Below are 14,041 nucleotides of genomic sequence, written 5' to 3'. Positions count from 1 at the left end.
ACCGACGGCATCCGTGACCTCCCCGGGAACGACGACCCGACAGGCCACCACTCCCACGGAACCACCACCCCTATCCCCGACCAGCGGAAACGCGTCGATCACGTCCGGAAAGACAACAGCTTCTAAGACGCGGTCGCCGCGTCACCTTTTCCAGCAGCGCACGCACCAAAGCCTGTCAGCGCACGGCGCCCAGCGCCCGTCTCGGACGTTCGCTCTCGTATAAACATCCGTGCACTCGTGGGCGCATGCCGATCTTCAGCAGCCCTAGCCTCGGCTGCCTGATGTGGCGGGCAGACCGTCGGACGAGGAACGGTGATGAACGTGGATGAGCCGGCAGATGTGCTGGTCGTTGGTCTGGGGCCGGGCGGTGAGTACGTCGCGAGCACTTTGGCCGAGGCCGGACTGAGCGTGGTGGCGGTGGAAGCGGAACTAGTCGGGGGAGAGTGTCCGTACTGGGCGTGTGTGCCGAGCAAGATGATGATTCGCGCCGGCAATTCCCTTGCCGAGGCCGGCCGGGTGCCGGTCCTGGCAGGGGAGGTGGACCTGACCGCTGACTGGGGCAAGGTCTCCACACGGATCCGCGAGGAGGCCACCAGCCATTGGAGCGACAAGGCGGCCGCGGACCGTTTGACGGCCAAGGGGGCTCGCCTCGTCCGCGGGCGGGCGCGCTTGGCCGGGGCACGTCGGGTGACAGTCGGCGACCGCACCTTCGTGGCCAGTCGGGGCATAGTGCTGGCCACGGGAACACGGCCCTGGGTACCACCGGTGCCGGGCCTGAAGGAAACCCCGTACTGGACCAACCAGGATGCCATGGCGACCGAGACGCTACCGAACTCCATGATCATTCTCGGAGGCGGAGCCGTCGGTGTGGAACTGGCTCAGGTCTTCGCTCGCTTCCGGTGCTCCGTCACCCTCGTCGAGGGGCGGGACCGGCTGCTGGCCCAGGAAGAGCCGGAGGCAGGGCAGCTGGCGGCACAGGCCCTTCAGACCGACGGAGTCGAGGTTCTCACCGGCGTCCAGGCCCGTCATGTCGCTCACGACGGCACCCTGTTCACCGTCCAACTGGACGAAAGTAGCGAAGAGTTGCGCGCCGAGCGGCTCCTGGTCGCCACCGGGCGCCACGCTGACCTTGCTGCTCTCGCCGTGGAGACGGTGGGCCTGGATCCCACGGCACCGGCCGTGCCCACAGACGGCCGGATGAGGGCGCCTGCGGAAGGCCTCTGGGCCGTCGGTGACGTCACCGGGAAGGGCGCCTTCACGCATGTGTCGATGTACCAGGCCGAGATCGCCGTTCGGGACATACTGGGACCCACCGGTCCTGCCGCCGACTACCGAGCGCTGCCGCGGGTCACGTTCACCGATCCCGAGATCGGAGCCGTCGGACTGACGGAGCGGCAGGCGAGGGAGCAAGGTCTGCGCGTACGCACCAGTGTGCTGCCCCTTGCTTCCTCGACACGCGGTTGGATCCACGGTCCGGGCAGTGAGGGATTCATCAAGCTCGTCGAAGACACAGACCGCGGTGTACTGGTTGGTGCGACATCGGCGGGGCCGGCGGGCGGCGAAGTGCTGTACGGACTGAACGTCGCCGTCCATGCCGAGGTCCCCGTCGACAGCCTCCGGCACATGATCTACACCTACCCCACTTTCCATCGGACGGTCGGGGCGGCCTTGGGAGCGCTCCGCTGAGCCGCACGAGAAGCCTGCGGCTGGGCCCCGCCATACGCCGACTGCCCACCATGAGAGGCCGTGACCCAGACGAGGCCCACCGGACCGCCACCCCGCTGGAACTCTTTGTCGACCTGTGCTTCGTGGTAGCCGTAGCGCAGGCGTCGGAGAGTCTGCACGAGGCCTTCACGCACGGGCGCTACGCCTCGGGGGCTCTGCGTTTCGCGCTGGTCTTCTTCACCATTTGGTGGGCCTGGATGAACTTCACCTGGTTCGCCTCTGCCTACGATCCTGGTGACACTGCCTACCGGCTGACCGTGTTGGTACAGGTCACAGGGTCCCTCGTCCTCGCTGCCGGCGTCAGCCGCGCCTTCAGCCAGGGTGACCTGCTCGTCATCACGCTCGGATACGTGATTATGCGTACGGCGCTTGCGGCGCTGTGGCTGCGAGCTGGACTGTCCGACCCCGCCCGGCGCGGGACGGCGTTTCGCTTCGCCGCCGGGGTATCGGTATGCCAGGCGGGCTGGGTCGTGCTGCTGCTTCTTCCCACTCCGGCTCGTCTGCCGGGCATCGTCCTGATGATCCTCGCCGAGGTCATCGTGCCCGTGTGGGCGCAATCGGCCGGCATGACCCCGTGGCATCCACGACACATTGCCGAGCGCTACGAGCTGTTCACACTCATTGTGCTCGGTGAGTCCATCGCAGCCGCCACCATCGCCGTCCGGGGAGCCTTCGACCGCAATCACGGCAGCGGTGCCCTCTATGCCCTCGCGTGCGGTGGCCTCCTGATGGCCTTCGCGATGTGGTGGCTGTACTTCACGAGGCCCGCCCACGTCCTGCTCGCCACGTCGCATCAGGCTCGCGGCAAACGCTTCACCTGGGCTTACGGCCACTACCTCGTGTTCGCTTCGGCCACGGCCGAAGGAGCCGGCCTCGCCGCCTACGCTGATCACCTCACACGTCCTGCCAGCGCGGCATCGGACGTCGCTGCGCTGGCGGTCACCGCCCCAGCAGCCATCTTTCTGGTCACCGTGTGGGCGGTACACCTGCGACCACATCAGACAAGAACAGCCGAGGGCGCCCTGTTCCTCTTCGCCGCTGTCGGCATACTGATGACCACCTGGTTCTCGGCGCCTGCACTGGTTGCTGGACTCCTCCTGAGTGGTCTGACCGCCGTGGTCACCGTGCGGCAGAGCCCCGGAGCGGACCGCACGCGAAAAGCAGCACGGCGCAGCTACCTGGCTCCACCCGCTCAGGAGACCGAGCCCGGCTCCAAGAGCGCATGAATCCGCAGCCCGAGGTGCAGCACCAGCCGGTCACCGCCGTTGCCCAGATCAAGCCCGGTGACCTCCTGAACCTGCCGGAGGCGGCATTAGAGCGAGCTGCGGTGGATGCCCAATGCCTCCGCGGTGAGAGGAAGGGAGCCGACGTTCTCCAGGAAGCACCGCAGAGTCTCCTCAAGCCGCTGGCCCACCGGGCTGTCCAGCAGTGTGCGCACGGGCTTGGGCAGCAGCGACGCGTTGAGCGCCGCATCAGGAAGCCGCAGCAGTACAGCGAGCTCGCCCAGCGTCTCGTAGCTGGCCATGTTGTTCAGACAAGCTGTCCTGGACACCGCCCACCCCGATCACGGGAGCGGTGGACGCATCAAGGTACGTACACAGTGTCGCAAGGATGCTGGTGGCCTGGTCCGCGAGTTCACTTTCGTCGACCGGCCGGGTACAGCACTGCAGAAGGACCGCGCTTTCCGGGGTGACGGCCATGATCCCGGTCGCTGAGCGCGACCGCGGAAGCGTTCGAGCGAGCCGCGCAGTGCCATCTCCCATTGGCCTGGTGGCTCCAGGGACGGACTCAACTGCACGACGCCGGCCACGACGTGAGGAGCGTCGGGAAGCAGCCCCTCAGTGATAATGCGCTGGCGCGCAGAGGCGCGGGCGACCTGACTCTCACCGACCAGCGCCAGCAGCATCTCCTGGACGTCAGTCCTCTCGGCCCCGGCGGCCAGTTGGTCCGCATACATCTGCGCCGCGATCGCAGATACCGCCTGGCTGATCGTTGCCGTCTCCTCCGGTGAGACGGGCCGTCGGGGGCGACGACCATCAGCAGTCCGACGAGGTGGCCTCGCTCGCGCAGCGCTACGCAGTACATGCCGTCGCTCGTTGTCAGTTCGCCCACGACTGTTCTTCGGTTCTCATGACGCACATCCATTGGGTGAGGGCTTCTGCAGTACTCGATCGGTCGGAGCTGGTGAAACGATCAGCGCCGGCGTACTGCATTCTCCGCCGTCGGGGCTGGCAGGCACCACCGCGCTCCGTAGAGATCGGTAGAAGATTCGTCAGTCTGCAGGGACGGGGGTCGCCGCCGCTCCTACGGCTCCGCAACACCGGGCACAGAGGGAGAGGCCAATCACCTCACTCGTGCCCGTTCACCGACGGGCTGCGACGCACCGCAGTCCCAGAAAGCGCACGAACGCGCGAAGGCCACGCGGTTCTAGGGAACCGCGCGGCCTTCACGCTGGTTTGCCGGCTACCGGCACATCAGGCGGTCGCGCGCACCGCGTCGCGGATCAGGTCGGCGACTTCCTTTGGCCGGGAGACGGCGACGGCGTGCGAGGCACCGTCGATCTCGACGACCGTTGCTCCGGCCCGCTTCGCGCCAAAGCGCTCCACCTCCGGGTTGATCGCCTCGTCCGCGCCGGCCACGAGCGCCCACGACGGCTTGGTCTTCCACGCCGCAGCCGAGGCGGTCTCCGTGAACGTCGAGGCGGCCAGGGGACGCTGCGCCGCTGCCAGCACCTTGGTCACAGCAGCAGGAACGTCGGCGGCGAAGATACCGGGGTACGCCTCGGCCTTGATCGTGACCTCGACCGCGGGCTCTCCGCCGTCCATCGGGTACGTCTTCTCCGAGAGGTTACTGACCAGCGGCGACAGCGGGAAACTGCCCTGCAGCTCGCCGAGGCTTTCGCCCTCTTCGGGGATGTAGGCGGCGACGTAGACCAGGCCGACGACGTTCTCGGTGGTGCCCGCCACAGAAATGACCGCTCCGCCGTAGGAGTGGCCGACCAGCACGACCGGACCGTCGATCTGGGAGGCCTGCGCGGCGATGTAGGCGGCGTCGGAGGCCAGGCCTCGCAGCGGGTTCGGCGGCGCCACCACGGGAACACCGTGGTTCTGCAGCTCCGCGATGACGCCGGACCAACTGCCGGCATCCGCGAATGCGCCGTGGACGAGTAGGACGGTGGGAGTGGTGCCCATCTGTCTGTGCTCCTTGAACGGGTTGGGTGGTGTGTCAGCGGCTGTGCAGTGCGGTGCGCAGGACTGCGACGGCCTGGTTGATGGCCGCTTCAGCGGCGTGGGTCTCGCGCAGTGCGTTGAGCATGACGAAGTCGTGGATGACACCCTGGTAGCGGACTGCGGTGACCGGCACGCCGGCCTTGCGCAGCTTGTTGGCGTACGCCTCACCCTCGTCACGCAGAACGTCGGCTTCACCGGTGATGACGAGGGCTGGCGGCAGGCCGGCCAGCTGCTCGGTGGTGGCCCGCAGCGGGGATGCCGTGATCTGGGCGCGTTCCGCCTCATCGGTCGTGTACTGGTCCCAGAACCACTGCATGCCGTCGCGGCGCAGGAAGTAGCCGGTGGCGAACTGGTGGTACGACGCGGTGTCGAAGGCGGCGTCGGTCACCGGGTAGAAGAGAACCTGCTGGAGCAGGGGGACGTCCCCGCGCTCCTTGGCCATCAGGGTGAGCGCGGCGGTCATGTTGCCGCCCACGGAGTCGCCGGCGACAGCGAGGCGGTTGCCGTCGAGCCCCTTGGTGGCGCCTTCGGCGGTGATCCACTGGGCCACCGCGTAGTTCTGCTCGATGGCGACGGGATAGCGGGCCTCGGGGGAGAGGTCGTACTCGGGGAAGACCACGGCTGCGTTCGCACCGACGGCGAGTTCGCGCACCAGCCTGTCGTGGGTGTGGGCGTTGCCGAAGACCCAGCCGGCGCCGTGGATGTAGAGGATGACGGGCAGGGTGCCCTCAGCTCCGGCGGGCTTGACGATGCGGGCACGGACACTGCCCGTGGGCCCGCCCGACACGGTGATCCACTCCTCGTCGACGTCCGGCTTGGTGATGTCACCGGACTGCACCTCGTCAACCGCCTTGCGGCCCTCCGCCGGGGCCAGGTCGAACAGGTACGGAGGGTTGGCAGTGGCCTCGGCGAACGCTGCGGCGGCCGGCTCCAGTTCCGGCTGGACCGGCTCAAAGGTCTGGGACATGTCTACTCCTGAGGCTTACGTGCACATCGGTGTTTCCGGCGATGCGCCCCTCACTGGGGCCGAAGATCAGCCGGACCGTTCACGGCCACGCTAGGACCCTGAATACGCAGGTCATTGCACGCTGGCGCACCAACTCTGACCCCACCGTGCACGGTGCGAAGCCCAGTGCACTGGCAGGCAAGCCTCAGTGCGCTGACCAGTGACCGGACCCGCCTTTTCCGGCCTAGCGTTACCGGCGAAGCAGCCGCAGCACCGTCCCTGGTGCAGTTCACCGAATCTCTTCCGGCTCTGGACGCGGCCCATCAAACACCCCCGTTGTACGCACTGAAGGAGGTTGTCGAAAGGTGTCCACGATGCCGGTCGGCGGGCTGATTCCCCGCGCCACCGCAGAAGACGCGGCGGACATCATCGTCCGCAACGCCAAGATCCACACCGGTGATCCCCGTCTGCCGCAGGCCGCGGCGATCGCCATCCGCGATGGAGTCATCACCGCGGTAGGCGACGACAAGGACGTGGCCGGCCAGGTGGGTCCTGCGACACGTGTCGTCGACGCGCTGGGGCGACGGGTGATCCCCGGCCTCAACGACGCACACCTGCACGTGATCCGTGGCGGCCTGAACTATGTCCTCGAACTGCGCTGGGACGGCGTCCGATCCCTGCGTCAGGGTCTGGCCATGCTGCGCGAACAGGCGGCGCGTACACCCAAGGGCCAATGGGTACGCGTGGTCGGCGGCTGGTCGGCCGAGCAGTTCGCCGAACGGCGGCTGCCCACCGTCGCCGAACTGAACGCCGCCGCTCCCGACACACCGGTCTTCGTCCTCCACCTGTACCAGGCCGCCATCCTCAATCGCGCCGCCCTCAAGGCAGTGGGCTACAACAAGAACACACCCGACCCCAGCGGCGGACAGATCATGCGGGGACGTGACGGCGAACCCACGGGCATGCTGCTGGCAGCCCCCAGCGCCCTGATCCTCTACTCAACACTGGCCAAGGCGCCGGTACTCGACGAGGAGCACCGCAAGACCTCCACCCGCCACTTCCTGCGGGAATTGAACCGGTTCGGACTCACCTCCGCGATCGACGCCGCCGGCGGCTTCCAGAACTTCCCCGACAACTACGAGACCGTCACCGAACTCGCCAGGGACGGCGAGTTGTCGCTGCGCATCGCCTACCACCTCTTTCCGCAGACCGCGGGCCAGGAGATCGACGACCTCACCCGCTGGATCAGCATGGTCCGACCCGAGGACGGCGACGAGTGGCTCCGTCTCAACGGAGCGGGGGAGAACCTCACGTGGGCGGCGGCGGACTTCGAGAACTTCGCCGAACCGCGCCCCGAACACGCCCCCGACTACGAGGTGGAGTTCGAAAAGGCCGTACGCCTCCTCGTGGAGAACGGCTGGGGCTTCCGCCTGCACGCCACCTACGACGAGACCATCCGCCGCGACCTGGCCGTGTTCGAGAAACTCGCTGCGGAAGGCCTCTTCCCCGGCGGCAACCGCTGGCTGTTCGACCATGCGGAGACCGTGTCCGCCGACAGTCTCGACCGTGTCGTCGCCCTCGGCGGAGCCATGTCGGTCCAGAACCGGCTCTCCTTCCAGGGCGAAGCGTTCGTCCGCCGCTACGGGATCGGAGCCGCCGCGGATGCCCCGCCGATCCGCGCGATGCTCGGCCGCGGCCTGACCGTCGCCGCCGGCACCGACGCCACTCGGGTGTCCTCGTACAACCCGTGGATCGCGCTGCACTGGCTGATCACCGGCCGGACCGTCGGTGACCTGACCATTCACCCGCCGCACAACCGCGTCGACCGCGAAACCGCACTGGAGATGTTCACCACGGCCGGCGCCGCCCTCACCGGCGAGCAGGACCGCAAGGGCGTGCTGCGTCCCGGCTTCCTCGGTGACCTCACCATGCTGTCGCACGACTACTTCGTGGTCCCCGATCCGGACATCCCGCACATCGAAGCCCTGCTGACCGTCGTCGGCGGCCGCATCGTCCATGCCGCCGGCGAATACGAAGGCATCGACGAACTGGTGCCCCCAGTGACCCCCGACTGGAGCCCGGTGGCGCACTACGGCGGCTACCAGGCAACGCCCGGCCCGGGACACCGAGGAGTACAGCAAGCGGAAATGCTGGGCGAGGCCGCCGCCGAATCGGACCTGCACCGCCAGTGGCGCGCCCGCCGCGGTCTCCTCCCCGAGAACGACAGCCCGCTTCTCGACCCCTGCTTCTTCTGAGCCGGGCCCTCAGACCTTCCCTTCCCAGGTCGCGGACGACCGTCCGTGACCGTCACCACCCTTCACCGAAAGGCATCCTCATGGTCAACATCAACGAAGTCACCGCTGCTCCCAGCCCCGACCTGCTGACCCCCGACAACTGTGCAGTGCTGTTCGTGGACCACCAGCCGCAGATGTTCTTCGGCACGGGCAGCGGCGACCGCACCGCGATCATCAACGCGACGGTGGGTCTGGCGAAGACCGCCAAGGTCTTCGCTGTCCCCGCCGTGCTGAGCACCGTGGCCGCCGAGTCCTTCTCCGGCCCGCTCATGCCGCAGCTCGCGGACGTCTTCCCCGGCCAGGAGATCATCGACCGCAGCACGATGAACGCCTGGGAGGACGAGGCCTTCGTGGAGGCCGTCAAGGCGACCGGCCGCAAGAAGCTGGTCATCGCCGGTCTGTGGACCGAGGTCTGCGTGGTCCTGCCCGCCCTGTCCGCGCTCGCCCAGGACTACGAGGTCTACGTCGTCACCGACGCATCCGGCGGCGTCAGCCCGCAGGCTCACGAACACGCCATCCAGCGCATGGTCCAGGCCGGCGTCGTGCCGGTGACCTGGGTGCAGGTTCTCCTCGAGCTCCAGCGTGACTGGGCGCGTACCGACACGTACATGCCGGTCATGGACGTCGTGAAGGAGCACGGCGGCACCTACGGCCTCGGAGTCGTCTACGCCCAGGCCGTCATCGGCGAGCACGCCGCCGGCTGACTCGCACTTCACGGGTAACGACGGACGTCAGGAACAGGCAGACAAACGCGATGGACAGCGGATTGTTGGTGCTCCGACTGGTGGTGGGACTCCTCATCGCCGGGCACGGAGTACAGAAGGTCAGTTTCCGGCTGGGCGGCAACGGGCTGGCTGGTGGAACCGAAGAGTTCCGCCGTGACGGCTTCCGCGGTGGTGTTCTCACCGCCCTCGCCGCCGGCGGCAGCCAGATCGGTGCCGGCCTGTTCCTGGCGGCCGGCCTCCTCACCCCCCTGGCGGCGACGGCCGCCATGGGAGTGATGACGGTGGCCGGCACCGTCAAATGGCGCAAAGGACTGTGGGTGCAAAACGACGGCTACGAGTACCCGCTGGTCCTCGTCACCGTCGCCGCGGTTCTCGCCCTCACCGGCCCGGGCCGGTGGTCACTCGATCACCTCCTCGGACCCGCCACCTGGCCGGTGTGGGTCTCACTGGCGGCAATCGCGATCGGCCCAGTCAGCGGGCTGATCACCCGCACGGCGCTGCGGCGTCCCACCGCCGACGACGCGACAAACGGAAGGACGCCACATGCGAAAGCTGCTGACTGACACCGCCCACACACTCCTCCCGCCCAGAGGCGACCGGCATGGCCCGCTGCCCCCTCTGATGCTGGTGCTGACAGTGGTGACCGGTCTCATCGACGCCGTCAGCTACCTGGCGCTCGGCCGGGTCTTCGTCGCCAACATGACCGGCAACGTGGTCTTCCTCGGCTTCGCTCTGGCAGGTGCGCCAGGACTGTCGGTACTCGCTTCCATGGTCTCGATGGTGTCGTTCCTTCTCGGAGCGCTCGCAGGAGGACGCTTCAGCACCCGGTTCGCAGACCACCGCGGCCGGCTGCTGACCACGGCGACGGCGGTCCAGGCCGTGCTCGTCGCTGGGACGGTGGTCGCGGTCGCCCTTGGGGACGGCGACGTGACGAGCCCGGTTCGCTACACCCTGATCGTGCTCCTCGGCATCGCCATGGGACTGCAGAACGCGGTCGCTCGACGCCTCGGAGTTCCCGACCTGACCACGACCGTTCTCACGCTCACCCTGACGGGACTGGCCGCCGACTCATCACCTGACGGCGGCGCGACCCCCAGGACCGGCCGGCGCGTCCTGTCCGTCCTCGCCATGTTCGGCGGGGCTCTCGCGGGCGCCCTGATCCTGTACCACGCCGAACTCGTCTTCGTTCTTGGCCTGGCACTCCTACTGCTCGTCGTGACATCGGTGACCACCTGCCGTCTGTCGGCGTCCGCACCGGCCTGGACCAGGCCTCTGTCGTGAAACTGGCGCAAGACTCGGCCTGGGCGCCGCTCGCGGCGCGGGTGTTTCGCGCACTGTGGATCGCACAACTGGTGTCCAACACGGGCACCTGGATGCAGGCGGTCGGCGCTCAATGGATCCTCGTCGGCCACAGCGCAGCCCTGGTGACACTGGTGCAGACGGCTTCCAGTCTTCCGGTCGTCCTACTCGCCTTGCCATCCGGGGCAGTGGCCGACCGTTACGAACGTCGCAAAGTGCTGCTCTCCGCCCAGTTCGCCATGCTCTCCGTCTCTACCGCGCTGACGGTGCTCGCGTTCCGCGGCATGCTCACCCCAGCCCTTCTTCTCGCTCTCACCTTCCTGCTGGGCTGCGGCACCGCCCTCATGGGCCCCGCCTGGCAGGCCATCCAGCCGGAACTGGTGGAGCGCGAGCAACTCGGTCAGGCAGCAGCCGTGGGGGCCGTGAACATGAATCTGGCTCGCGCGGTGGGCCCCGCCCTCGGCGGCGCGGTGGTCGCCGCCGCGGGCGCGGGCTGGGTCTTCGCCTTCAACGCCCTGTCCTATCTGGGGATCGCAGCAGTCCTGCTGCTGTGGCGACGGCCGACGACGCACCAGGCAACCGCGCGGCGCGAAAGGCTGCTGGCGGCCGTGCAGGCCGGCCGCCGCTACGTCTGGCATGCTCCCGGCATCCGCCGGATACTGCTGCGAACAGCCCTGTTCGTCCCGGGCGGAGCAGCCCTGTGGTCCTTGCTCCCCGTCGTGGCGAATCGCTCACTGGGGCTCGGATCGGGCGGGTACGGGCTTCTGCTCGGCCTCGTCGGCGTCGGCGCGGTGGGCGGTGCCTTCGCCCTGCCTGCAACGCGTCGCCGACTGGGACCCAACGGCGTTCTTGCCGCGGGAGCAGCCGTCTTTGCCGTCACGCTGGTGGTTCTGGCGACGGTCCGGCTCCCATGGCTCGCGGCTGCCGCCCTGCTGCCCGCGGGCCTGGCGTGGATCAGCGTGCTGTCCACCCTCAACGCCGCCGTTCAGCAGCGGCTGCCCGGCTGCCCGGCTGGGTCAGGGGTCGAGGACTTGCCGTCTACCTCGTGGTCTTTCAAGGAGGACAGGCACTGACCGCACCGCTGTGGGGCGCGCTGGCCGACGGGCTGGGCCTCACCGCCACTCTGCTGGTCGGCGCCGGTCTGCTGGTGGGCACCGCTTTGAGCGTGCGCTGCTGGCCGCTGCACGATGCGGAGGGAATAGACCCGAGCCCTTCCGACCACTGGCCCGCCCCACCCCTCATGTTCGAGCCGGGGCCGGCCGTAGGTCCGGTACTCGTCTCTGTCACATACAGGGTCGCTCCACAGGACCGGACCGCCTTCACCGACCGCATGCGGCACGTGGCCCGTTTCCGGCGCCGTACCGGAGCCCTGACCTGGGGTCTGTTCCAGGACGGTAGTGATCCCGGACGGTTCATCGAAAACTACCTGGTCGCTTCGTGGTGGGAGCACCTGGACCAGCATCACAGCCGGCTTACGGCCAACGACCGCCGCTACGAGGAGCAGGCCCGCGCACTTCTCGTCGCAGGCACCGCACCGGAGGTGACTCATGCCTTCGACACGGTCGCAGGACCCGTAGTCGCCTCCAGCGAGCACCGAACCGACCGGCTGTGTCTCTCGCGCACTTCCGCTCGCACGGTCTGCCGCAGAGAGCGCCAATAACGCAACAGCTGTTTCGCCCACACCATGGGTTCGAGTACTCCCGCCGCTCGTGCCTGCCCCCGGCCACCACCCTCCCGAGACGCACCTGACATACCGTTGAGAGTTCCACGATGAGCCATTCCGCCACCATTCCGACCGTACGTCGAGTGGACGAAAGTACTCCAGCCGTAGATCGTGATCTTCATGTCCGAGTGGCTTGTCGACGGTGGTGGCCGGCCTGGGATCGGGCCTGGTGGCGTCGCCGCCAGTCGGACCAACCGAGCCGGTGGGCGGCATTGTGGACGGGTCGGACAACGAGTGTGATGAACAGGCGCTGGATCTCGTTGCAGGTGAGCGGAACGAGGGCATCGGGTGCGGGGCGGGTGTGCTCGTCTGCACGTACGACGGCGAGGAAGGCGTGCGCGAACATGGCGAGGGTGACCCAACGGGACCAGGAAGCATAGCGGCGGACCTGGTGCTCGTCGAGTGCGGCCAGGTCCTTGCCCGACTGGAAGAACTCCTCCACCCGCCGTCTTGATCCAGCGACTCTGACCGGCACGGTCAGCGGCACGGGTGCGGGCGAGTAGCAGCGGTAGCAGGCGAGTTCGCCGGCGCTGCGGTTACGGCGGATCAGCAGCTGGCGACTCCCGGGTCGGGGGTCGGCGAGGTCGATGACTGCCCAGTCGTAGAGACGGTGGCCCTTCGCTCCGGCCCCTACGGAGAGCTTCTGCCAGGCCCGCTTGGGCACCTTCTTGGTCAGGGTGTCCGCACGGAACCCTCCCCGCCCTGGTGGTGACTTCGTGCGACCAGGCCACCGCGAGGACGTAGCCGGCGCCGCGTTCCTCCAGTGCGGTTCGCAGCTTGGGGTTGGCGCCGTAGACCTCGTCGCCGGCGACCCGTGCGGCCTGGTCCAGCAGTTCTTGCGCGACAGGTCCGACAGCAGTCCGAGCACCGACTTCCGGACCCGCAGCCGGGTTCGACTCGTGTGAACCGTCCCGCTATCCGGCTCATCAGGCCCTCGAACGCCTCCTGCCGGCGGGCAGGGTCTACGCTGTGACCCGCGGGCCACAGCGTGACCGTTTGTCTTCACACACCGATGATCAACGGGTGGCCGCGCCCGTCTCCACAGCGAGTCGGGGTCGCGCAGCGCCCGCCCGCCGTTCCTGTGTCAGGAGGACATGTGCAACGTGGCGAAGTCTGGTGGGTGGAGTTCGACGAGCGGCGGCCGGTCGTGCTGCTGTCAGGAGACGACGCGTCCGGGATCCGGGTGATGCAGGTCGTCGCTCGGGCGGGTGTCGACATCACCGGCCTGGGCGTCGAAGTGGCAGTAGGCGCCGTGGAAGGACTGCCCTTTGAGGGCGTGCTGCGGTTCGCATTGCCGCGTCCGGGCTTCACCCCTTGCACGTGGCTGACCACCGTGTCCCGGGACGACCTGATCGAGCGAGCGGGCGTTCTGTCCTCCGCGAAACTCAGCGAGATCGAGAACGCCCTCCGTCTCGGTGGACTCGGGTAGGCGGAGAAGGAACGGACGCCCGCGACGGCGTGGTCGGTCTCGTCCATCGACGCCATTCGCGTCCGGTAGATCACAGGTGTCAGAAGCGACCGCCAGCCACTTCTACCTTCTTCTCATCATCTGCACCGCGGAACGGCGCTCGGTCTCGGTGTGCCCGCCCCAAATGCCGTAAGGCTGCTGGGACGTCAAAGCGAAGCGGTGGCAGGGTTCGCTCACCGGACAGCTACCGCAGACCGCTCGGGCTTCGTCTTCGCGGCGCCGGCGGGCTCGGCCCCGTTCTCCTGCGGGCGGGAAGAAGACGGAGCTGTCCATGTCTCGGCATGCCGCCTCGAACTGCCAGTCCCACACGTGCAGAAGCGGCTTCGTTCGGGTCCTCATCACTCTCTCCTTCCAAGATGCCCCGCAGCACGGCTGGGGGCCTGGCCGAGCGCGGTGAGTAGTTGGTCGAACGGCACCGGTTCGAGCCTCTGCCCGGCGGGCCTGGGAACCGTCGAGAACCCGCTCATCAAGGCCGCCAGTTCGCCGGCGGCCCGTTCGATCCGGCCGTCCAGGCCCTCGGCGCCCCAGTCCTCCGAGGCGGCGTACACGCCGGTGGGGACGACGACGGCCTTGAGGTACGCGAAGAGCGGACGCAGCGCGTGGTCCAGGACGAGCGAGTGCCGGGCGGTGC

The 14,041-nt window shown here is 68.2% G+C and carries 13 protein-coding genes and 2 pseudogenes; 9 read left to right on the top strand and 6 right to left on the bottom strand.

Annotated elements, in window-relative coordinates:
- The first annotated feature begins 315 nt into the window (after positions 1-315).
- Both RM812_RS38620 and RM812_RS38615 read left to right on the top strand, forming a co-directional pair.
- Positions 316-1,686, top strand: coding sequence for a dihydrolipoyl dehydrogenase family protein (locus RM812_RS38620; RefSeq protein ID WP_311585058.1), 1,371 nt, complete (start codon positions 316-318; stop codon positions 1,684-1,686).
- Between the two features lie 50 nt (positions 1,687-1,736).
- Complete coding sequence (locus RM812_RS38615) at positions 1,737-2,951, top strand: low temperature requirement protein A (protein ID WP_311585055.1); 1,215 nt, start codon at positions 1,737-1,739, stop codon at positions 2,949-2,951.
- An 86-nt stretch (positions 2,952-3,037) separates the two neighbouring features.
- Here RM812_RS38615 and RM812_RS38610 read toward each other — a convergent pair whose 3' ends face one another.
- The 3 genes from RM812_RS38610 to RM812_RS38600 all read right to left on the bottom strand — a co-directional run bounded on the left by RM812_RS38610 (position 3,038) and on the right by RM812_RS38600 (position 5,922).
- Positions 3,038-3,277: a helix-turn-helix domain-containing protein gene (locus tag RM812_RS38610; protein WP_311585052.1), complete on the bottom strand. Its 240-nt coding sequence runs from the start codon at positions 3,275-3,277 to the stop codon at positions 3,038-3,040.
- A 922-nt stretch (positions 3,278-4,199) separates the two neighbouring features.
- Positions 4,200-4,916 carry an alpha/beta fold hydrolase gene (locus RM812_RS38605; RefSeq protein ID WP_311585049.1) on the bottom strand — a complete coding sequence of 239 codons (717 nt, stop codon included), beginning with the start codon at positions 4,914-4,916 and terminating at the stop codon, positions 4,200-4,202.
- 34 nt (positions 4,917-4,950) lie between these two features.
- The gene (locus RM812_RS38600) at positions 4,951-5,922 is read right to left on the bottom strand and encodes an alpha/beta hydrolase (protein WP_311585046.1); all 972 of its coding nucleotides are present in this window, start codon (positions 5,920-5,922) and stop codon (positions 4,951-4,953) included.
- Positions 5,923-6,275: 353 nt separating this feature from the next.
- Between RM812_RS38600 and RM812_RS38595 the strand changes: the two genes are divergently transcribed.
- From RM812_RS38595 to RM812_RS38570, 6 genes are all read left to right on the top strand, one after another.
- Positions 6,276-8,156, top strand: coding sequence for an amidohydrolase (locus RM812_RS38595; protein ID WP_311585060.1), 1,881 nt, complete (start codon positions 6,276-6,278; stop codon positions 8,154-8,156).
- Between the two features lie 80 nt (positions 8,157-8,236).
- Positions 8,237-8,899, top strand: coding sequence for a hydrolase (locus RM812_RS38590; protein ID WP_311585043.1), 663 nt, complete (start codon positions 8,237-8,239; stop codon positions 8,897-8,899).
- 50 nt (positions 8,900-8,949) lie between these two features.
- Positions 8,950-9,483, top strand: coding sequence for a DoxX family protein (locus tag RM812_RS38585; RefSeq protein WP_311585040.1), 534 nt, complete (start codon positions 8,950-8,952; stop codon positions 9,481-9,483).
- Positions 9,464-10,201 (top strand): YoaK family protein, encoded by a 738-nt coding sequence (locus tag RM812_RS38580; RefSeq protein ID WP_311585037.1) that lies wholly within the window; start codon positions 9,464-9,466, stop codon positions 10,199-10,201. Before RM812_RS38585 ends, RM812_RS38580 begins: the two co-directional genes overlap by 20 nt.
- Positions 10,198-11,292: an MFS transporter gene (locus RM812_RS38575; RefSeq protein ID WP_311585034.1), complete on the top strand. Its 1,095-nt coding sequence runs from the start codon at positions 10,198-10,200 to the stop codon at positions 11,290-11,292. Before RM812_RS38580 ends, RM812_RS38575 begins: the two co-directional genes overlap by 4 nt.
- On the top strand, positions 11,265-11,879 hold the full coding sequence (locus RM812_RS38570) for an MFS transporter (protein ID WP_311585031.1): 615 nt from the start codon (positions 11,265-11,267) through the stop codon (positions 11,877-11,879). Before RM812_RS38575 ends, RM812_RS38570 begins: the two co-directional genes overlap by 28 nt.
- 181 nt (positions 11,880-12,060) lie before the next feature.
- Here the strand turns inward: RM812_RS38570 and RM812_RS38565 are convergent.
- Positions 12,061-12,754 (bottom strand): annotated as a pseudogene (locus RM812_RS38565) (IS701 family transposase); the annotation flags it as partial.
- A gap of 308 nt (positions 12,755-13,062) precedes the next feature.
- Between RM812_RS38565 and RM812_RS38560 the strand changes: the two are divergent.
- On the top strand, positions 13,063-13,371 hold the full coding sequence (locus RM812_RS38560; RefSeq protein WP_311585029.1) for a type II toxin-antitoxin system PemK/MazF family toxin: 309 nt from the start codon (positions 13,063-13,065) through the stop codon (positions 13,369-13,371).
- A 102-nt stretch (positions 13,372-13,473) separates the two neighbouring features.
- Here RM812_RS38560 and RM812_RS38555 read toward each other — a convergent pair whose 3' ends face one another.
- Positions 13,474-13,749, bottom strand: a complete 276-nt coding sequence (locus RM812_RS38555) for a WhiB family transcriptional regulator (protein ID WP_311585026.1) — start codon at positions 13,747-13,749, stop codon at positions 13,474-13,476.
- A pseudogene (locus tag RM812_RS38550) lies at positions 13,749-14,041 on the bottom strand (hypothetical protein); the annotation flags it as partial. The pseudogene RM812_RS38550 and the gene RM812_RS38555, both read right to left, overlap by 1 nt.

This window comes from Streptomyces lancefieldiae (assembly GCF_031845825.1).
GTDB lineage: Bacteria > Actinomycetota > Actinomycetes > Streptomycetales > Streptomycetaceae > Streptomyces > Streptomyces lancefieldiae.
The sequence above is the reverse complement of the archived record's forward strand: the minus strand, read 5'-3'. Positions and strand labels throughout refer to the sequence as shown.

Excerpts from the sequence above, each read along its gene's own strand:
- RM812_RS38585 (WP_311585040.1), top strand. The coding sequence starts at position 8,950 with ATGGACAGCGGATTGTTGGTGCTCCGACTGGTGGTGGGACTCCTCATC.
- RM812_RS38580 (WP_311585037.1), top strand. The coding sequence starts at position 9,464 with ATGCGAAAGCTGCTGACTGACACCGCCCACACACTCCTCCCGCCCAGA.
- RM812_RS38605 (WP_311585049.1), bottom strand. The coding sequence starts at position 4,916 with ATGGGCACCACTCCCACCGTCCTACTCGTCCACGGCGCATTCGCGGAT.
- RM812_RS38590 (WP_311585043.1), top strand. The coding sequence starts at position 8,237 with ATGGTCAACATCAACGAAGTCACCGCTGCTCCCAGCCCCGACCTGCTG.
- RM812_RS38600 (WP_311585046.1), bottom strand. The coding sequence starts at position 5,922 with ATGTCCCAGACCTTTGAGCCGGTCCAGCCGGAACTGGAGCCGGCCGCC.
- RM812_RS38595 (WP_311585060.1), top strand. The coding sequence starts at position 6,276 with ATGCCGGTCGGCGGGCTGATTCCCCGCGCCACCGCAGAAGACGCGGCG.
- RM812_RS38620 (WP_311585058.1), top strand. The coding sequence starts at position 316 with ATGAACGTGGATGAGCCGGCAGATGTGCTGGTCGTTGGTCTGGGGCCG.
- RM812_RS38555 (WP_311585026.1), bottom strand. The coding sequence starts at position 13,749 with ATGAGGACCCGAACGAAGCCGCTTCTGCACGTGTGGGACTGGCAGTTC.
- RM812_RS38615 (WP_311585055.1), top strand. The coding sequence starts at position 1,737 with ATGAGAGGCCGTGACCCAGACGAGGCCCACCGGACCGCCACCCCGCTG.